Genomic DNA, 19,306 nt, shown 5'->3' on the forward strand with positions numbered 1-19,306 from the left:
CAGGCGGCAAGGGAACGAATCCCCTGGAGCTTACTAGAGTAAGTGACTGGGGTGAGTGAGTGCAGTCAACGCAGTTGCAATTTGAAGTATGACGAGTTGGTGACGAATGCGTTTGCTTCCAGTACCATAGCGCCCTCCTGAATCATCCTTAAATCTACTTTTGAACTACCGCCCCCTTTGCGCGCGGTCGTTTTACTATTGCCTGCAAATCTTAGTAACTGATAATAGAGCCGAAATCTTATGCCTTTTACACTTGGTCAACGTTGGATCAGCGATACCGAAAGCGAACTGGGACTGGGAACCGTGGTCGCTTTAGACACACGTATGGTAACCCTGCTCTACCCTGCCACCGGTGAAAATCGACTGTACGCCAGAAATGACTCACCTATCACACGCGTGATGTTTAACCCGGGTGATACCGTCACCAGCCATGAAGGTTGGCAACTCAAAGTTGATGAAGTTAAAGAAGAAAACGGCTTACTTGCCTACATCGGTACGCGCCTGGATACAGAAGAAGCCGGTACCATGCTGCGCGAAGTGTTCCTCGACAGCAAACTGGTGTTCAGCAAGCCGCAAGACCGTCTTTTTGCCGGGCAAATTGACAGAATGGACCGCTTCGCCCTGCGTTACCGTTCCCGCGTTTACCAAAGCGAGCAGTATCGCCAACCCTGGAGCGGCTTGCGCGGCATGCGCACCAGCCTGATCCCACACCAGCTAAACATTGCCCACGATGTAGGTCGTCGTCATGCGCCACGCGTATTGCTGGCTGACGAAGTCGGTTTAGGGAAAACGATTGAAGCCGGGATGATTTTGCACCAGCAGTTGCTGGCTGGCAGCGCTGAACGCGTATTGATCGTGGTGCCGGAAACCCTGCAACACCAGTGGCTGGTTGAAATGCTCCGCCGCTTTAATCTGCGTTTTGCTCTCTTTGATGATGAGCGTTATGCCGAAGCCCAGCACGACAGCGATAACCCATTCGAAACAGAACAACTGGTTATCTGTTCGCTTGATTTCGTGCGCCGCAGTAAGCAACGCCTTGAGCATCTTTGTGATGCCGAGTGGGATTTGATGGTGGTCGATGAAGCCCACCATTTGGTGTGGAGCGAAAATGTCCCAAGCCGTGAATATCAGGCCATTGAACAACTGGCAGAACATATTCCAGGTATTTTGCTATTAACCGCAACGCCTGAGCAGTTGGGCCTGGAAAGCCACTTCGCCCGTCTGCGTTTACTGGACCCGAGCCGCTTCCACGATTTCGAGCAATTTGTTGAAGAGCAGCAACACTACCGCCCGGTGGCCGATGCCGTTGCGCTGCTGCTGGCAGGCAATCACTTGACCAACGATCAGCTCAATATGCTGAGTGAATTGATTGGCGAGCAGGATATCGAGCCTCTGTTGCAAACCGCGAACAGTGACCGTGAAGGTAGTGATGCGGCGCGCAAGGAGCTGATTTCCATGCTGATGGACCGCCATGGCACCAGCCGTGTGTTGTTCCGTAACACCCGTAATGGCGTTAAAGGTTTCCCGAAACGCGAACTGCATACCATTCGTTTGCCACTGCCGCTGCAGTACCAAACCGCGATTAAAGTGTCCGGCATTATGGCCGCACGTAAATCCGTGGAAGAGCGTGCACGCGATATGCTCTATCCGGAGCAGATTTATCAGGAATTTGAAGGTGATAGCGGCACGTGGTGGAACTTCGACCCGCGTGTCGAATGGCTGATGGGTTACCTGACAAGCCACCGCTCTCAGAAGGTGCTGGTGATTTGTGCCAAAGCCGCGACAGCATTACAGCTCGAACAAGTTCTGCGTGAACGCGAAGGTATTCGTGCCGCAGTATTCCATGAAGGCATGTCCATCATCGAGCGTGACCGTGCAGCCGCATGGTTTGCCGAAGAAGACACCGGCGCTCAGGTACTGCTGTGTTCAGAGATTGGTTCCGAAGGCCGTAACTTCCAGTTCGCAAGCCAGTTGGTGATGTTTGATCTGCCGTTTAACCCGGACCTGCTGGAGCAGCGTATTGGCCGTCTGGACCGTATCGGCCAAGCGCACGATATCCAGGTTCACGTTCCTTACCTTGAGAAAACTGCGCAATCAGTACTGGTGAAGTGGTTCCACGAAGGTCTGGATGCATTCGAACACACTTGCCCTACCGGCCGCACAATTTACGACAGCGTTTATCCGCAACTGATTCAGTATTTAGCAGCTCCTGAAAATACCGACGGTTTCGATGCGCTTATCAAGCAATGCCGTGAACAGCATGATGCGCTGAAGATTCAGTTGGAACAGGGCCGTGACCGCCTGTTGGAAATTCACTCTAACGGCGGTGAGAAATCACAAGCGTTAGCAGCGTCTATTTCCGAGCAGGATAACGACACCAATCTGGTGAGTTTTGCTCTCAACTTGTTCGACATCGTCGGTATTAATCAGGATGACCGCGGCGACAACATGGTGGTGCTGACCCCTGGCGATCACATGCTGGTGCCTGATTTCCCGGGACTTCCGGAAGACGGTTGTACGATTACCTTTGAGCGTGAAGTGGCCCTGTCGCGTGAAGATGCGCAGTTTGTGACATGGGAACACCCGATCATCCGTAATGGTCTGGATCTGATTCTGTCTGGCGATACTGGTAGCTGTGCACTCTCTTTGTTGAAAAACAAAGCACTGCCTGTGGGGACATTATTGCTGGAGCTGATTTATGTTGTTGAGGCAAAAGCGCCGAAGCAATTGCAGCTCAACCGCTTCCTGCCGCCAACGCCAGTGCGTATGTTGGTGGACAAAAATGGTACCAACCTTGCTGCTCAGGTTGAGTTTGAAAGTTTTAACCGCCAGCTCAGCACGGTGAATCGTCACACTGGCAGCAAATTGGTGAATGCAGTTCAGCAAGATGTTCACGCTATTTTGCAATTGGCAGAAGAGAAAGTGGAAGCTGCAGCGCAAGTGTTGATCAAAGCTGCTCGTGAAGAAGCTGATGAGAAACTGAGTTCCGAGCTCTCCCGTCTGGAAGCACTAAAAGCGGTGAACCCAAACATTCGTGATGATGAACTCGAAGCAATCGAAAGCAACCGTCAGCAAGTGTTGGAAAGCCTCGCGCAAGCTAACTGGCGTCTTGATGCTTTACGTCTGATTGTGGTGACACACCAATAATGTTAATGGAACCCTATAACCCGCCCATCGATCCCTGGCTGGTCATCCTTTATCAAGATGACCACATCATGGTGGTCAATAAGCCTTCGGGCTTGTTGTCTGTGCCAGGCCGTCTGGATGAGCATAAAGACAGCGTGATGACGCGCATTCAGCGTGACTTCCCGCAGGCAGAATCGGTGCATCGTCTGGATATGGCGACCAGCGGCGTGATTGCCGTGGCGCTGACGAAAGCGGCAGAGCGCGAGCTGAAACGCCAGTTTCGTGAACGTGAGCCGAAGAAGCAGTACGTGGCGCGGGTTTGGGGCCATCCACAGCCGGAAGAAGGCCTGGTGGATTTACCGCTAATTTGTGACTGGCCGAACCGGCCAAAGCAGAAAGTGTGTTATGAAACCGGAAAAGCGGCGCAGACGGAATATCAGGTTCTGGATTATGCAGCGGATAACACGGCTCGAGTGCTGTTAAAACCGATTACCGGACGCTCACATCAGTTACGCGTTCATATGCTGGCACTGGGTCATCCCATTCTTGGCGATCGCTTCTACGCTACACCGGAAGCACTGGCAATGGCTCCGCGTTTACAGCTTCATGCTGAAATGCTGACCATTACCCATCCCGAGTATGGAACACCCATGACGTTCCGCGCGCCGGCAGACTTCTAAAAAAAAGCCTCTCAACTTGAGAGGCTTTTCAATTACTTAAATCCTTTCGCCGTCTTAATCAGATCGTACGCTTTCTGGATTTCCTGCGCTTTCTGCTTGGCCATCTCCATCATCTCTGGCGGTAAACCTTTAGCAACCAGCTTATCAGGGTGATGCTCGCTCATTAATTTGCGATATGCACGCTTAATGGCAGTCGCATCATCAGTGCTTTTAACGCCGAGTACATTGCACGCATCTTCGAGTGTCGGACCACGCTGTTGCTGGAAACCACCGCCTTGCGACTGGTTGTATCCACCACCAAATTGCTGCCCGCCTTCCATCATGCGTAAGAACTGATCGAACTGAATGCGTGAAATGCCAAGCTCTTCCGCAATAACGTACAACACTTCCCGTTCGTTAGGGTGCAAAGAGCCATCAGCAAACGCCGCCTGGATTTGAATTTCAAGAAACATCCGAATCAGGTCAAAGCGGCCAAAGCATACGCTGCGTAACTGACGCATTTTTTCACGTAGCGGGTAGCCATTTTCTTTGCCAACACGAAACGCATGTTGTGCTGCACTACGCGCATCACCATGTAATTGCATGCGATCCATTAATAGCGAGGCTATTTGGATGTCTGCTTCTGTGACGCGCCCTTTTGACTTAGTCAGGTGGCCCATCACTTCAAATGTGGTGCTAAAAAACAGTGACTGACGCTGTTGTTGGTTAGAAAACCATGACTGACGACGGCTACGCACCTTATCGATGGCATGGCCAATCAGCAATCCTAAAACCACACCCCAGAAGCCACCACCCATAATTAGTGCTATTGCGACACCGAGTACTTTTCCCCAATACTGCATATACTCCCCAAATCGTCATGCCGTCGGCTAGAATTTGCTTTATCATACCCGTCATTGATAGCGGTGCCTAACGGCACTCTGCTGAACGGGAAGGATTAACACTAGCGCTGTGGTGATGAGTAAGTTAGTCTCTGACCGTTTGCCGACGCTAAGCCATTGATGATGGAACAACGAATAACACGTATGAAAAAACGTATTCCCACCTTGCTGGCCACCTTGATTGGCGCAGCGCTGTATAGTCAACAAGGTATGGCTGCCGATCTTGCGTCGCAGTGTATGCTTGGTATCCCAAGTTACAATCGCCCTTTAATTCAGGGAGATACCAACAACCTACCCGTTACTATAAATGCCGATCACGCAAAAGGAAATTATCCTGATGATGCGGTGTTTACTGGCAATGTTGATATTCAGCAAGGCAATAGCCGCCTACAGTCTGATGAAGTGTTGCTACACCAAAAACAGGTTGAAGGTCAGCCGGACCCTGTCCGCACGGTCGATGCTGTCGGCAACGTACACTACGATGATAATCAGGTTATTCTTAAAGGGCCAAAAGCCTGGTCAAACCTGAACACCAAAGATACCAACGTCTGGGAAGGTGACTACCAAATGGTAGACCGCCAAGGGCGAGGTACTGCCGATCTAATGAAACAGCGCGGCAATAATCGCTACACCATTCTGGAAAATGGCACATTTACTTCCTGTTTGCCGGGTTCTAATACCTGGAGCGTTGTGGGAAGTGAAGTGATTCAGGACCGTGAAGAAGAAGTCGCGGAAATCTGGAATGCCCGTTTCAAACTGGGCCCGGTTCCAGTCTTCTATAGCCCTTATCTGCAGTTGCCAATCGGTGATAAACGTCGTTCCGGCTTCCTGATCCCAAATGCGAAGTACAGTACCAATAATGGCCTTGAGTTTTCTCTGCCGTATTACTGGAACATCGCACCAAACTTTGATGCCACAATCACTCCACACTATATGGAGCAACGTGGTACTCAATGGCAGAATGAATTCCGTTACTTGACCAAAGCTGGTGCGGGTATTATGGAATTCGACTACCTGCTGTCTGATGAGGAATACAAAGACGATACCGCGAAGAACCCTGAAGGGGATGAACGCCGCTGGTTGTTCTACTGGAATCACAGAGGTGTGATGGATCAGGTGTGGCGTTTTAATATCGACTACACCAAAGTCAGCGATCCTAGCTACTTCAACGACTTTACTTCGCAATATGGTTCCAGTACTGACGGTTATGCCACGCAGAAATTTAGTATTGGTTATGCCGTCGAAAACTTCGACGCCACCCTTGCGACAAAACAGTTCCAGATATTTGAGTCTCAACAAAATAGTGGTGCAAATTCATATAGCGCTCAGCCGCAGTTGGATATGAACTACTATCGAAATGACGTTGGACCTTTTGATACGCGTATCTATGGTCAGGCAGTTAAGTTTACTAACTTTAATAACAACATGCCGGAAGCTACACGCTTGCATGTTGAGCCAACCATTAGCCTACCGTTATCCAATGGTTGGGCGAGCCTGAATACCGAAGCCAAGCTGATGGCAACACACTATCAGCAGGATAACCTCGAAAAATACGAAAAAAACGTAAATAAAAACAGTAAATTAGAATCCTCGGTTAACCGTACCCTGCCTCAATTCAAAATGGACGGGAAGCTGATTTTCGACCGTGATATGGACTCTGCTGCAGGATGGGCGCAAACCCTTGAGCCACGCGTACAGTATCTGTATGTGCCGTATCGTGACCAAAGTAACATCAACAACTATGATTCTGCGCTGTTGCAATCTGACTACTCAGGCTTATTCCGTGATCGTACTTACGGCGGCCTTGACCGTATAGCTTCAGCCAACCAGGTCACCACGGGGGTTACAACTCGTGTTTATGATGACGCAGCGGTTGAACGTTTTAATGTTTCTGTTGGTCAAATCTACTACTTCACCGAGTCTCGTACTGGTGATGAAACGATTAACAGTGAAAAAGGTGACGAAACAGGTTCTGTGGTATGGGCTGGTGATACCTATTGGCGCATGACTGACCGCTGGGGCTTACGCGGTGGCGTACAGTACGATACACGCCTTGATAATATTGCGACCGGTAACGGCGTTATCGAATATCGTAAAGATAACGATCGCCTGGTACAATTTAACTACCGTTACGCAAGCCCTGAATACATCGGTGCTACTGTTTCTAAAATCGACATCAATAAAGACCAGTACAAAGATGGCATCTCACAAGTTGGGATGACAGCGAGCTGGCCTATCGTTGATCGCTGGTCTGTTGTTGGAGCGTATTACTACGATACCAATGCACAACAAGCGGCTGATTCCATGTTAGCCGTGCAGTACAACTCTTGCTGTTATGCGATTCGTTTAGGTTATGAGCGCAAAATTAACGGTTGGGAAGATAACCAAAGCAAATACGACAACGTAATTGGCTTTAACATCGAGTTACGTGGCCTGAGTTCCAACTACGGCCTGGGCACACAGCAGATGTTGCGTTCAAACATTCTGCCGTATCAGAGCTCGATGTAATTCACTTTGACTTGAATTAGCAGTCCGCTTTGCGGCTAAGAAATGGAAAAAGTATGAAGAATTGGAGAACGCTGCTTCTCGGTGTCGTCCTGGTGGCGAACACCTCTTTCGCGGCCCCACAAGTGGTCGATAAAGTTGCAGCCGTAGTGAATAACGGTGTGGTACTGGAAAGTGACGTTGACGGCATGATGCAGTCAGTGAAGAGCGGCGCCCAACAGGCCGGGCAACAGCTTCCTGACGACAACACTCTGCGTCATCAAATTCTGGAACGTCTGATCATGGACCAGATCATGCTGCAGATGGGTCAGAAAATGGGCGTTAAAGTGACGGATGAGCAGCTTGATAAAGCCATTGCTGATATCGCCGCTCAGAACAAAATGAACATGGACCAGATGCGTAGTCGTCTGGCCTATGACGGCGTTAATTACAATTCTTACCGTGCTCAGATCCGCAAAGAGATGACCATTTCGGAAGTGCGTAATAGTGAAGTTCGTCGTCGCGTATCTATACTGCCGCAGGAAGTTGATTCCCTTGCGCAGCAGGTGGGTAGCCAAAACGATAGCAGCACCGAACTTAACCTGAGCCACATCCTGATTCCATTGCCGGAAAACCCTACTTCTACTCAGGTAGACGATGCGGAAAAACAAGCGCGTGACATTGTTTCACAAGCTCAAAACGGCGGTGATTTCGGCAAACTGGCAATCACCTACTCTGCTGACCAGCAAGCACTGAAAGGTGGTCAAATGGGTTGGGGCCGTATCCAGGAACTGCCAACTATTTTCGCTCAGGCATTAGGGACAGCGAAAAAAGGTGATGTAATCGGTCCGATTCGTTCAGGTGTTGGTTTCCATATCCTGAAAGTGAACGATCTGCGTGGCCAGAGCCAGAGCATTTCTGTGACTGAAGTTCATGCACGTCATATCTTACTGAAATCATCGCCAATCATGAGTGACGACCAGGCTCGAGCTAAGTTAAACCAGATTGCAGCTGATATTAAGAGTGGAAAAACGACCTTCGCTGCGGCAGCAAAATCGTTCTCTGAAGATCCAGGTTCAGCAAACCAGGGCGGTGACCTGGGTTGGGCTGCTACCGATATCTACGATCCTGCCTTCCGTGATGCACTGTCGAAAATGCATAAAGGTGAGTTGAGCGCACCGGTTCACTCCTCCTTCGGCTGGCACTTGATCGAACTTATGGATACTCGTAGCGTTGATAAGACTGATGCTGCGCAGAAAGACCGCGCGTATCGCATGCTGTTCAACCGTAAGTTCTCTGAAGAAGCACAGACCTGGATGCAAGAACAACGCGCATCTGCTTATGTGAAAGTCATAGGTAGCAATGGCTAATATCCAACGTGTAGTTATCACTCCCGGCGAACCAGCCGGGATTGGTCCTGATCTGGTCATCGCGCTGGCACAGCGCGACTGGCCTGTCGAAGTGGTTGTCGCAGCGTCTCCCGAATTACTCCTGGAACGTGCAGCTCTTCTCGGTCTTCCTCTTCAGCTCATTCCTTACTCGCCTGACGCTCCTGCAAGCCCGCAAACTGCCGGAACACTCACCATACTGCCCATAGCCCTACGAGCCCCCGTCAAACCGGGGTTGCTTGATGTGAAGAACGGTAAGTATGTGGTGGATATGTTGGCTCGGGCATGTGATGGTTGTATCAAGGGTGAATTTGCAGCACTGATCACCGGGCCGGTACATAAAGGCATCATTAACGATGCTGGTATTCCCTTTATCGGGCATACCGAGTTTTTCGAAGAGCGATCGCACAGCGAAAAAGTCGTGATGATGCTGGCGACCGAAGAACTTCGCGTTGCGCTGGTGACGACACATCTGCCGCTTAAAGCCATTAGTGATGCGATAACGCCAGAATTATTACGCCAGATAATCACCATCCTGTATCATGACCTGCAAACCAAGTTTGGTATCGCGCAGCCACATGTACTGGTTTGTGGCCTCAACCCCCATGCCGGGGAAGGTGGCCACATGGGTACTGAAGAAATTGATACCATCATTCCAGTACTGAATGAAATGCGTGGTCTTGGAATGAAGCTTTCTGGCCCGCTACCGGCAGATACGCTGTTTCAGCCTAAGTATCTCGATAACGCCGATGCAGTGTTGGCGATGTACCACGACCAGGGCTTACCTGTACTCAAATATCAGGGCTTTGGTCGGGCGGTAAATATCACACTAGGCTTACCTTTTATCCGCACTTCGGTTGACCATGGCACCGCGCTAGATCTAGCCGGTCAGGGGAAAGCCGAGGTCGGCAGTTTTATTACGGCGCTTAATCTCGCCATCAAGATGATTGCTAATACTCAATGAATACTCGTGTCCACCAGGGCCATTTAGCCCGTAAACGTTTTGGACAAAACTTCCTTAATGACCAGTTCGTTATCGACAGTATTGTCTCTGCTATTAATCCACTGAAAGGCCAGGCAATGGTTGAAATCGGCCCCGGCCTTGGCGCATTAACCGAGCCCGTGGGTGAACGCCTGGATGAAATGACCGTCATCGAACTGGACCGCGATCTTGCAGCTCGCCTGCAAACGCATCCATTCCTGGCACCGAAGCTGACGATTTATCAGCAAGATGCCATGACAATGGATTTTGGAGAGCTGTCGCAAAAAATCGGTCAGCCGTTGCGCGTTTTTGGCAACCTGCCGTATAACATCTCCACGCCATTGATGTTCCATCTCTTTAGCTATACTGATGCCATTGCTGACATGCACTTTATGCTGCAAAAAGAGGTGGTAAACCGTTTAGTTGCTGGCCCTAACTGTAAAGCGTATGGTCGTTTATCAGTCATGGCGCAGTATTATTGCAATGTGATCCCAGTACTTGAAGTGCCACCAACGGCCTTCACACCGGCACCGAAAGTTGACTCTGCCGTTGTGCGCCTGGTACCACATGCAGTAATACCGAACCCAGTTAAAGAGCTGCGTGTGTTAAGCCGCATCACCACTGAAGCCTTTAACAAGCGTCGCAAAACGATTCGTAACAGCCTTGGCCATCTGTTTAGCCCAGAGGTGATGGCGGAGCTGGGAATCGACGCAACCCTACGCGCTGAGAACATCTCAGTCGCACAGTATTGCCAACTGGCAAACTATTTGGCTGAGCACCCACAGCAGCAGCCAAAGGAGAGTTAACGATGTTGAATTCGCCCCGCGTATGCATTCAGGTACAAAGCGTTTATATCGAAGCGCAGTCCTCTCCGGAGAACGAACGTTTCGTCTTTGCTTACACTGTAACCATCCGCAACCTGGGGCGAACACCGGTTCAATTGCTTGGTCGTTACTGGCTTATCACCAATGGAAACGGCCATGAAACTGAAGTTCAGGGTGAGGGCGTGATTGGCGTCCAGCCGCATATTGAACCGGGCAACGAATATAGCTACACAAGCGGTGCAGTACTTGAAACACCGCTTGGCACCATGCAAGGCCATTACGAAATGGTCGACTCTCAGGGCGATGCTTTCCGTGTCGCTATTCCCGTATTCCGTCTGGCTATCCCAGCCTTTATTCACTGATACGATGTCTACATACCTGATTGGCGATGTTCATGGTTGTTACGATGAACTGGTAGCCCTGCTGCAACAGGTTGAGTTTACGCCTGGCAAAGATATTTTATGGCTTACGGGCGATCTCGTCGCGCGTGGACCCGGCTCGCTTGAAGTGCTGCGTTTTGTGCGCGGGCTTGGTGAAAGTGCTCGCATCGTTCTCGGTAATCACGATCTGCATCTTCTGGCAGTTTATGCAGGCATTAGCCGCAATAAACCCAAAGATCGCGTTTCCCAATTGCTGGAAGCGCCAGATGCCGACGAACTGCTGAACTGGTTACGTCGCCAACCTCTGATACAGGTTGATGAAGAGAAAAAACTGGTGATGGCGCATGCCGGGATTACGCCGCAGTGGGATTTGAATACTGCAATGGCCTGCGCGCGTGATGTTGAAGCCGTGCTTTCAAGCGACAGCTATCCGTTATTCCTTGATGCGATGTATGGCGATATGCCTAACAACTGGTCGCCTGAACTTTCAGGGCTCGCTCGTCTGCGCTTTATTACCAATTCGCTGACCCGCATGCGTTATTGCTTCCCTAATGGGCAACTGGATATGTACTGCAAAGACACACCAGAAAGCGCGCCTGCGCCGCTCAAACCGTGGTTTGCTATTTCAGGGCCGGTTACCGATGAATACTCAGTTATCTTCGGACATTGGGCATCACTGGAAGGTAAAGGCACACCAGAAGGGATTTACGGGCTGGATACAGGATGTTGCTGGGGCGGTGAGCTAACTTGCCTACGCTGGGAAGATAAAACATATTTCACCCAGCCCTCGAATCGCCAGCAGGATGTTGGCGGTGGTGAAACGGCTATTGCTTCGTAATAAAAAACCCGGTTATATCCGTCATAATTCAAGTTGCATGAGCGTTGGCTGCTCTTGTTCACCCCAGTCACTTACGTTAGTAAGCTCCTGGGGATTCACTCCTTTGCCGCCTTCCTGCAACTCGAATTATTTTGGATATACTAGCTAACCGGTTTTTTCATTCTTCAACGCCTTAACGACGCTCCAGAACCTCAAAACAATAACCGTGTGAGTTATTCTCATCGGCATCATGGAATTCACTAAACGTTGACTGCCACTCGTCCGGATCGTAATCCGGGAAGTGCGTGTCGCCTTCCACTTCCGCATCAATGTGCGTCAGATACAGGCGCTGAGCTTTTGGCAGGAATTGTTCGTAAATACGACCGCCGCCAATCACCATAATCTCTTCCGCATCGCCACAGGCTTTAATCGCGTCTTCGATGGATGATACCCACTCAACGCGGTCATCGGTGCCGGGCTTGCTGCTAATAACGATGTTCTTGCGACCTGGCAGCGGACGACCGATGGATTCCCAGGTCAAACGCCCCATCACGACAGGTTTATTCAACGTATTACGTTTAAACCAGGCCAGATCGGCAGGTATTTCCCAGGGCATGGCGTTTTCCATGCCAATTACACGATCTACCGCTAATGCAGCAATCAGACTGATCATTCTATTAACCCAAGGGTGGTGAAAAAATTGCCGCCACTATACGGAAAGCGCATTCTTTCGTCGACTATCCGCAAGCATGTCCGTGAGAATATTTTTGTTCTGCGACTGTAAACCCGTAACGTATTGCTTCCTGTTATAGCAGGAACAACGAGTTAGCGTAAAAGTGTCAGAAGCATTGTAAAAGATGACGTAAAAAATACTTAACCGCTCTCCGTCACCCTCTATAAGTTTATGCAATAGCTGCGGTATAGTTCACGTTTCTTTGACTGCACCGGATTAAACCATGTTAGAAACCACGCTTTTCGTCGCCACCATTGCCACTTTGGGAATGCTATCTCCCGGGCCTGATTTCTTTCTGGTGATTAAGAACGCAGCACGCTATTCACGTACTGCGGCAATGATGACTTCGCTGGGTGTCATCAGCGGCGTGGCAACTCACATGACTTATTGTGTTGCGGGTTTAGCTGTGGTTATTACCACGACACCATGGTTATTCGACCTGTTGAAATATGCCGGGGCCGCTTATCTGATCTGGATTGGTTTACATGCACTATTTGCTCGTGGCAGCAGTAAAATGGATGTCAGCAACGTTGAGCGCCAACAAACAACACTTAAGAAAGCATTCTTACAGGGCTATTTGTGCAACCTGCTGAACCCAAAAGCGACCCTATTCTTCCTTTCTGTTTTCACCCAGGTATTGAGCGTGAATTCAGGGACCATGGAAAAACTTTGGTATGCCGGAGTTATCCTGATGCTATCCGTGGTCTGGTGGCCTCTGTTGGTTGTGTTAATCCAAAGCGAGCCTGTTCGTCGCGGCCTGGCTAAAGCACAGAAAATTGTCGATAAACTGCTGGGCGGCATGTTGATTGCGCTGGGGATTAAAGTGGCTTTGAGCTGACTTTTACTCAAACCAATAGATTTTAAAAAGCTCCCAAATTCGGGAGCTTTTTCGTTATTCCGGTTTCACTGGCGGCTCATCAGCCAGTTTCCCCGAATGAAGCCCTTCTTCCGTCCCCTGCCAGCCGTGGCGCTGAATCACATTCAGATGAGTACGATCTTCGTTAATAACCTCAGTCAGCATGGCACTGGTGCGCTTGAGCACATCGGCTCGCGCTGACCAGTCTGGAGACGGAACCATCTCTTCAACCATCTGCGTATTAAAACGTCGGAAGTGATCGGCTCGCTCACGTGCTTCGTAGCTGCCAACGCCCAGACCTTCCAGTGCCCGACGCCCCACTTTTAGTGCACCTTCAAATGTTTCACGCTCTGGTTGTTCAACACCCAACTGGCGCAGGCGAATGAAGTGGTCAAGATCGCGTGCTCGCGCAATCACTTTCAAATGTGGGAAGTGCTCCTGCACCAACTCTGCTAACTGCATGTTGGCATCAGGATCGTCGATAGCATTGATCAGCACTTCAGCTTTTGCAGCCCCGGCGGACTCCAGTAAATCCACGCGTGTTGCATCACCATAAAAGACTTTGGTGCCGAACTTACGCAACGTTTCAATGTGGTCTGGGTCATGGTCAAGAACCACCATTTTCACCCCACTGGTGAGTAACAAACGGCCAGCAATCTGCCCGAAACGACCGAAGCCTGCGATAATCACTCGCGGCTGTTCTTCATCGATTTCATCCGCTTCTCGGGCCTGTTCTTTACCCGATTTCTCCAGACGGTTGAGTAATACCAGCAGTAGCGGCGTTGCCGCCATTGATAGCGCAACAGCTAGGGTCAGCGATTTCGCCCAACTGTCATCTAACACCTCAGCCATTCTTGCTGTACCAAAAATCACGAAAGCAAATTCACTACCTTGCCCCAGCAAAACAGCAAACCAGCGCCGTTGCTTGCGCGGCACATTCAGCGGTTTTGCCACAATCCAGAGCGTAATGATTTTGATCGCCAGGAATCCGAACAGCAGCGCAATAATCCGCAGTGGATTCTCAAGCAGCGTGCCGAAATCTATCGACATGCCCACACCGATAAAGAACAGCCCGAGCAGCAAACCTTTGAACGGTTCGATATCACTTTCCAGCGCATGGCGATACTCAGAACTTGCCAGTAACACACCGGCAAGAAACGCTCCCATCGCCATCGAAAGCCCTGCTTCTTCAAGCAATAAGCCAAAACCAAACACCATAAACAATGCCATGGCGCTGAAGACTTCACGCAGGCCGGAACGCGCAACGAACCACAGCAACGGGCGCGTCACATAGCGGCCAAGCAATACAACGATGGCCAATGCACCAACCACTTTCAGAGCTGAAATGGAAAACGCAGCCAGGGTAGTAGTCGCACCGCTACTGGCTAATAACGGGATCATTGCTACCAGCGGGATCGCAGCGATATCCTGGAATAACAGCACGGCGAACGCGCTGCGCCCCATTTGCGAAACCGTCAGGTTGCGCTCGTTCATGGCTTGCATAGCGATGGCGGTAGAAGAGAGCGCCAGCGTAAGGCCGATCAAAACGGCTACCTGCCAACGCAGCCCTAAGAACATGCAGAACAAACCAAGCAGCAAACCGCACGCCACCATTTGCAGCGCACCGCCACCAAACACCGAAGCGCGTAGCGTCCACAAGCGACGAGGGTCAAGCTCGAGACCAATCACAAATAACATCAACACCACGCCGATCTCCGCAAAATGCAGAATAGTTTCGGCATCGGTAACCAGACGTAATCCCCACGGGCCGATAATGCACCCGGCAATCAGGTAGCCAAGCACCGAACCTAATCCAAGCCGCACGGCAATGGGCACAATGATCGCGGCGGAGCCGAGATAAATCAGCGCCTGAATCATGCTGTGACTATCCATGGTTCGCCTCCCGCCAGTCGAGCAACCGTTGTTTATATTGCCCGGCCTGTACTTCGAGCGTGTTCTCATCGCAAACGAAAGTGAAATGAACGGTGAAATGCGGTAGCCAGTTCATGCCACAGTAAAGGGCGGTCGCCTGCAATGGTTGTCCAAGCACATCAAAGCCTGGGTGGTCACCCAGATTAAAGTGGTTATCGCCACCACCAGTAGTCACCGCCCACATGACGTTTTTTCCGTGTAGTGCCCTACCGCCACGCCCGTATGCCCAGCCGTGGGCAAGGACTTTGTCGATCCACAGTTTCATCAATGGCGGAGTGCTGTACCACTGCATTGGGTGCTGCCAGATAACCAAATCTGCGCGGCTTAATGCTTCCTGCTCGGCGGCAATATCAATATTGAAATCAGGGTATAACTCATAGAGGGAGCGCACTTCTACATCAGGCAAAAGCGAGGCTTGCTCAAGCATTTTTCGGTTTGCGTGAGAGTGTTGCGGGTAAGGATGTGCATAAATAATTAAAATCATCAATTAGCCTGTTGTTTTACCGCACTCTTTTCTCAAAGAGTGTAGTCAGTAATTCAACAGGCTAATAGTCATAATTCCAGCCGGGCTAAGTGGGAAGACCTGGATTAATTATCCAGTTCGCCCATGGATTTAACCTGGTCACGGTTGATCTGCTCGGTCTTGCCGGTTTCGGCATTTTTGTAAGAGACCAGGCCTGTGTCGTCGTCAACCTGCGGTTTGCCATCGGTGACAATGGTTTTGCCATCGCTGGTTTTTACCGCCTGGTTAGACGAACAGCCTGCCACGGTAACCATGGTTGCAGCCGCGAATATGGACGCCAGCAGAATTTTGTTTTTCATGTTGTTCTCCCTGTTTGTAGTCATTTCTCATCTTCAGACTAAAAACATTAGCAGGATTTTCCGGCTTCGCTGGAAAATACAGAACACTCTGAAGTGTCGACCACCACAAACATCAGACGAAAAAAAACCCGCGCGAAGCGGGTTTCAAAAGTATCGAGAAGCGATTACTTAGTGATTTGCGCGTGCATTTCCTGCACTGAAATCACTTTTTCAGTCGCGTCAGAGTTCAGCGCCATCGCGGTAGCAAAACCACCGTTCAGCGTGGTGTCGTAGTGCACTTTGTATTGCAGTGCGCTACGGCGAATCAGCTTGGAATCCTCAATCGCCTGACGACCAGCTGTGGTGTTGATGATATAGGTATATTCGCCATTCTTGATACGGTCCTGAATGTGCGGACGACCTTCATGCACCTTGTTCACCAGACGCGGGTTAATGCCAGCTTCACCCAACACAACCGCAGTACCGTGAGTCGCATCCAGTTCGAAGCCCTGCTTCAACAATTTAGCCGCCAGGTCTACCACACGTTTTTTGTCGCCTTCGCGAACAGACAGCAGTGCGCGGCCTGGTTTACGCATGGTGGACTGGCTACCCAGCATCGCTTTGGAGAAAGCTTCTGCGAAGGTGCGACCCACGCCCATCACTTCACCGGTAGAGCGCATTTCTGGCCCTAACAGTGGGTCAACGCCCGGGAACTTGTTGAACGGCAGAACTACTTCTTTTACCGAGTAATACGGTGGAATGATTTCTTTGGTCATGCCCTGCTGTACAAGGGTTTGCCCAACCATCACTCGCGCCGCCACTTTAGCCAGTGCCATGCCGGTTGCTTTAGAGACAAACGGTACGGTACGCGCAGCTCGTGGGTTAACTTCAATCAAGTAGACTTCGTTATCTTTCACCGCAAACTGCACGTTCATCAAACCGCGAACTTGCAGTTCGAAAGCCAGTTTCTGCACCTGCTGGCGCATCACGTCCTGGATTTCCTGGCTCAGCGTGTAAGCTGGCAGAGAACATGCAGAGTCACCGGAGTGAACGCCCGCCTGTTCGATGTGCTCCATGATGCCGCCAATCAGCACGGTTTCACCGTCGCAAATCGCATCGACATCCACTTCTACCGCATCGTCAAGGAAGCGGTCGAGCAGCACTGGTGCATCGTTAGAGACACTTACCGCTGTCTGGAAGTAACGGCGAAGGTCGATTTCGTCATAAACGATTTCCATCGCGCGACCGCCCAGAACGTAGGATGGGCGAACCACCAGCGGGTAACCAATGTGTGCTGCTTTTTCTACCGCCATTTCGATAGTGGTAACGGTGGCGTTGGCAGGCTGTTTCAACTTCAGGCGGTCAACTGCGTGCTGGAAACGCTCACGGTCTTCTGCGCGGTCAATCGCGTCAGGGCTGGTGCCGATAATCGGAACACCTGCTGCTTCCAGTTCACGTGCCAGTTTCAGCGGAGTCTGGCCGCCGTACTGCACGATAACGCCTTTAGGTTTCTCAACGCGGACGATTTCCAGCACGTCTTCGAAGGTTACTGGCTCGAAGTACAGGCGGTCTGAAGTGTCGTAGTCGGTAGAAACGGTTTCCGGGTTACAGTTAACCATGATGGTTTCGTAACCATCTTCACGCAGCGCCAGAGAGGCGTGTACGCAGCAGTAGTCAAACTCGATACCCTGGCCGATACGGTTTGGACCACCGCCCAGCACCATGATTTTGTCACGGTCGTTGTTCGGGTTAGCTTCGCACTCATCTTCATAAGTGGAGTACATGTACGCGGTGTCAGTTGAGAACTCCGCCGCACAGGTATCAACACGCTTATAAACCGGGTGCAGTTTATATTGCTCACGCAGTTTGCGGATTTCAGATTCGCGAACGCCAGCCAGTTTCGCCAGGCGCGCATCCGCAAAGCCTTTGCGTTTGAGCATACGCAGGAAGTCGTAGTCCAGGCCGGTGATACCGATCTCTTCAACTTTCTCTTCCAGGCGAACCAGCTCTTCGATTTGCACCAGGAACCAGCGGTCGATGTTGGTCAGGTTGAACACGCCGTCAACGGACAGGCCTGCACGGAAGGCATCAGCCACGTACCAGATACGCTCAGCGCCTGCGTCTTTCAGCTCGCGGCGAATTTTGGTCAGCGCTTCCGGGTCATCCAGATTCACTTTCGGGTCAAAACCAGTTGCGCCCACTTCCAGGCCGCGCAAGGCTTTTTGCAGTGATTCCTGTTGTGTGCGGCCAATCGCCATCACTTCACCAACAGATTTCATCTGCGTGGTCAGGCGGTCGTTCGCGCCGACGAATTTCTCAAAGTTAAAGCGTGGGATTTTGGTGACAACGTAGTCGATAGACGGCTCGAACGATGCCGGCGTTTTGCCACCGGTGATATCGTTCATCAGTTCATCGAGGGTATAACCCACCGCCAGTTTCGCCGCCACTTTGGCAATCGGGAAGCCGGTCGCTTTGGATGCCAGCGCAGAAGAGCGCGACACGCGCGGGTTCATCTCGATAACAATCAAACGGCCAGTTTTCGGGTTAACCGAGAACTGCACGTTGGAACCGCCAGTTTCTACGCCGATTTCACGCAGTACCGCCATCGAGGCGTTACGCATGATTTGGTATTCTTTGTCGGTCAGCGTTTGCGCTGGCGCAACAGTGATGGAGTCACCAGTGTGAATACCCATCGGGTCAAGGTTTTCGATAGAGCAAACGATGATGCAGTTGTCGTTTTTATCACGCACAACTTCCATTTCGTACTCTTTCCAACCGATCAATGATTCGTCAATCAGCAGCTCTTTGGTTGGAGAAAGATCCAGACCACGTTCGCAGATTTCTTCGAACTCTTCACGGTTGTAAGCGATACCGCCGCCCGTACCGCCCATGGTGAATGAAGGGCGGATGATGCACGGATAACCCACGTCAGCCGCAACCGCCAGCGCTTCTTCCATGTTGTGAGCAATACCAGAACGCGCAGTATCAAGGCCGATTTTTTTCATCGCCACGTCGAAACGGCGGCGGTCTTCAGCTTTATCAATCGCATCAGCGGTAGCACCAATCATGGTGACGCCGAATTCTGCCAGCACACCTTCACGTTCCAGTTCCAGTGCGCAATTCAGCGCAGTCTGGCCGCCCATGGTTGGCAGAACCGCATCCGGGCGCTCTTTCTCAATGATTTTGCGAACCACTTCCCAATGAATCGGCTCGATGTAGGTCGCATCAGCCATTTCCGGGTCGGTCATAATTGTTGCCGGGTTGGAGTTCACCAGAATGACACGGTAACCCTCTTCACGCAGCGCTTTACACGCTTGAGCACCGGAGTAGTCGAACTCACACGCCTGGCCGATAACAATTGGGCCTGCGCCGAGGATCAGGATGCTTTTTATATCTGTACGTTTTGGCATTTTCTTAGCTCC

At 50.9% G+C, this 19,306-nt stretch carries 15 protein-coding genes; 9 read left to right on the forward strand and 6 right to left on the reverse strand.

Annotated features, from left to right (window positions below):
• Positions 1-240 precede the first annotated feature (240 nt).
• Complete coding sequence (gene rapA / locus LVQ76_RS05830; protein WP_232921206.1) at positions 241-3,147, forward strand: RNA polymerase-associated protein RapA; 2,907 nt, start codon at positions 241-243, stop codon at positions 3,145-3,147.
• Complete coding sequence (gene rluA / locus LVQ76_RS05835; RefSeq protein ID WP_232864583.1) at positions 3,147-3,806, forward strand: bifunctional tRNA pseudouridine(32) synthase/23S rRNA pseudouridine(746) synthase RluA; 660 nt, start codon at positions 3,147-3,149, stop codon at positions 3,804-3,806. The genes rapA and rluA overlap by 1 nt, the downstream gene beginning before the upstream one ends.
• Before the next feature lie 32 nt (positions 3,807-3,838).
• Here the strand turns inward: rluA and djlA are convergent, their stop codons facing one another.
• Complete coding sequence (gene djlA / locus LVQ76_RS05840) at positions 3,839-4,648, reverse strand: co-chaperone DjlA (protein ID WP_151993131.1); 810 nt, start codon at positions 4,646-4,648, stop codon at positions 3,839-3,841.
• A gap of 183 nt (positions 4,649-4,831) precedes the next feature.
• Here djlA and lptD point away from each other — a divergent pair, with 183 nt between their 5' ends.
• The 6 genes from lptD to apaH are packed head-to-tail and all read left to right on the forward strand — an operon-like array spanning position 4,832 to position 11,583.
• Positions 4,832-7,195 carry an LPS assembly protein LptD gene (gene lptD / locus LVQ76_RS05845; RefSeq protein WP_232921207.1) on the forward strand — a complete coding sequence of 788 codons (2,364 nt, stop codon included), beginning with the start codon at positions 4,832-4,834 and terminating at the stop codon, positions 7,193-7,195.
• Positions 7,196-7,248: 53 nt separating this feature from the next.
• A complete protein-coding gene (surA, locus tag LVQ76_RS05850; protein ID WP_064513744.1) occupies positions 7,249-8,541 on the forward strand; it encodes a peptidylprolyl isomerase SurA in 1,293 nt (430 codons plus the stop codon).
• Positions 8,534-9,523: a 4-hydroxythreonine-4-phosphate dehydrogenase PdxA gene (gene pdxA / locus LVQ76_RS05855; protein WP_232864585.1), complete on the forward strand. Its 990-nt coding sequence runs from the start codon at positions 8,534-8,536 to the stop codon at positions 9,521-9,523. The genes surA and pdxA overlap by 8 nt, the downstream gene beginning before the upstream one ends.
• Complete coding sequence (gene rsmA / locus LVQ76_RS05860; protein ID WP_034498450.1) at positions 9,520-10,347, forward strand: 16S rRNA (adenine(1518)-N(6)/adenine(1519)-N(6))-dimethyltransferase RsmA; 828 nt, start codon at positions 9,520-9,522, stop codon at positions 10,345-10,347. The genes pdxA and rsmA overlap by 4 nt, the downstream gene beginning before the upstream one ends.
• A gap of 2 nt (positions 10,348-10,349) precedes the next feature.
• Positions 10,350-10,727, forward strand: a complete 378-nt coding sequence (apaG, locus tag LVQ76_RS05865) for a Co2+/Mg2+ efflux facilitator ApaG/CorD (RefSeq protein WP_034459334.1) — start codon at positions 10,350-10,352, stop codon at positions 10,725-10,727.
• Positions 10,728-10,731: 4 nt separating this feature from the next.
• Positions 10,732-11,583 carry a bis(5'-nucleosyl)-tetraphosphatase (symmetrical) ApaH gene (apaH, locus tag LVQ76_RS05870; protein ID WP_232904543.1) on the forward strand — a complete coding sequence of 284 codons (852 nt, stop codon included), beginning with the start codon at positions 10,732-10,734 and terminating at the stop codon, positions 11,581-11,583.
• Positions 11,584-11,755: 172 nt separating this feature from the next.
• Here apaH and folA read toward each other — a convergent pair whose 3' ends face one another.
• Complete coding sequence (folA, locus tag LVQ76_RS05875) at positions 11,756-12,235, reverse strand: type 3 dihydrofolate reductase (protein WP_120064831.1); 480 nt, start codon at positions 12,233-12,235, stop codon at positions 11,756-11,758.
• A gap of 283 nt (positions 12,236-12,518) precedes the next feature.
• On the opposite strand from folA, the gene LVQ76_RS05880 reads away from it, so the two are divergent.
• Positions 12,519-13,133 (forward strand): LysE family transporter, encoded by a 615-nt coding sequence (locus tag LVQ76_RS05880; protein ID WP_232864587.1) that lies wholly within the window; start codon positions 12,519-12,521, stop codon positions 13,131-13,133.
• A 54-nt stretch (positions 13,134-13,187) separates the two neighbouring features.
• Here LVQ76_RS05880 and kefC read toward each other — a convergent pair whose 3' ends face one another.
• From kefC to carB, 4 genes are all read right to left on the reverse strand, one after another.
• Complete coding sequence (kefC, locus tag LVQ76_RS05885) at positions 13,188-15,044, reverse strand: glutathione-regulated potassium-efflux system protein KefC (protein ID WP_232921208.1); 1,857 nt, start codon at positions 15,042-15,044, stop codon at positions 13,188-13,190.
• The gene (gene kefF / locus LVQ76_RS05890) at positions 15,037-15,567 is read right to left on the reverse strand and encodes a glutathione-regulated potassium-efflux system oxidoreductase KefF (RefSeq protein WP_232864589.1); all 531 of its coding nucleotides are present in this window, start codon (positions 15,565-15,567) and stop codon (positions 15,037-15,039) included. Before kefF ends, kefC begins: the two co-directional genes overlap by 8 nt.
• A 104-nt stretch (positions 15,568-15,671) precedes the next feature.
• Positions 15,672-15,905 carry a YgdI/YgdR family lipoprotein gene (locus tag LVQ76_RS05895; RefSeq protein ID WP_232864590.1) on the reverse strand — a complete coding sequence of 78 codons (234 nt, stop codon included), beginning with the start codon at positions 15,903-15,905 and terminating at the stop codon, positions 15,672-15,674.
• A 164-nt stretch (positions 15,906-16,069) separates the two neighbouring features.
• Positions 16,070-19,294 (reverse strand): carbamoyl-phosphate synthase large subunit, encoded by a 3,225-nt coding sequence (gene carB / locus LVQ76_RS05900; protein WP_232864591.1) that lies wholly within the window; start codon positions 19,292-19,294, stop codon positions 16,070-16,072.
• Positions 19,295-19,306: the final 12 nt, after the last annotated feature.

Origin of the sequence: Buttiauxella cochleicola (genome assembly GCF_021283185.1) — a bacterium.
GTDB lineage: Bacteria > Pseudomonadota > Gammaproteobacteria > Enterobacterales > Enterobacteriaceae > Buttiauxella > Buttiauxella massiliensis.

Excerpts from the sequence above, each read along its gene's own strand:
- rapA (WP_232921206.1), top strand. The coding sequence starts at position 241 with ATGCCTTTTACACTTGGTCAACGTTGGATCAGCGATACCGAAAGCGAA.
- rluA (WP_232864583.1), top strand. The coding sequence starts at position 3,147 with ATGTTAATGGAACCCTATAACCCGCCCATCGATCCCTGGCTGGTCATC.
- djlA (WP_151993131.1), bottom strand. The coding sequence starts at position 4,648 with ATGCAGTATTGGGGAAAAGTACTCGGTGTCGCAATAGCACTAATTATG.
- lptD (WP_232921207.1), top strand. The coding sequence starts at position 4,832 with ATGAAAAAACGTATTCCCACCTTGCTGGCCACCTTGATTGGCGCAGCG.
- surA (WP_064513744.1), top strand. The coding sequence starts at position 7,249 with ATGAAGAATTGGAGAACGCTGCTTCTCGGTGTCGTCCTGGTGGCGAAC.
- pdxA (WP_232864585.1), top strand. The coding sequence starts at position 8,534 with ATGGCTAATATCCAACGTGTAGTTATCACTCCCGGCGAACCAGCCGGG.
- rsmA (WP_034498450.1), top strand. The coding sequence starts at position 9,520 with ATGAATACTCGTGTCCACCAGGGCCATTTAGCCCGTAAACGTTTTGGA.
- apaG (WP_034459334.1), top strand. The coding sequence starts at position 10,350 with ATGTTGAATTCGCCCCGCGTATGCATTCAGGTACAAAGCGTTTATATC.
- apaH (WP_232904543.1), top strand. The coding sequence starts at position 10,732 with ATGTCTACATACCTGATTGGCGATGTTCATGGTTGTTACGATGAACTG.
- folA (WP_120064831.1), bottom strand. The coding sequence starts at position 12,235 with ATGATCAGTCTGATTGCTGCATTAGCGGTAGATCGTGTAATTGGCATG.
- LVQ76_RS05880 (WP_232864587.1), top strand. The coding sequence starts at position 12,519 with ATGTTAGAAACCACGCTTTTCGTCGCCACCATTGCCACTTTGGGAATG.
- kefC (WP_232921208.1), bottom strand. The coding sequence starts at position 15,044 with ATGGATAGTCACAGCATGATTCAGGCGCTGATTTATCTCGGCTCCGCC.
- kefF (WP_232864589.1), bottom strand. The coding sequence starts at position 15,567 with ATGATTTTAATTATTTATGCACATCCTTACCCGCAACACTCTCACGCA.
- LVQ76_RS05895 (WP_232864590.1), bottom strand. The coding sequence starts at position 15,905 with ATGAAAAACAAAATTCTGCTGGCGTCCATATTCGCGGCTGCAACCATG.
- carB (WP_232864591.1), bottom strand. The coding sequence starts at position 19,294 with ATGCCAAAACGTACAGATATAAAAAGCATCCTGATCCTCGGCGCAGGC.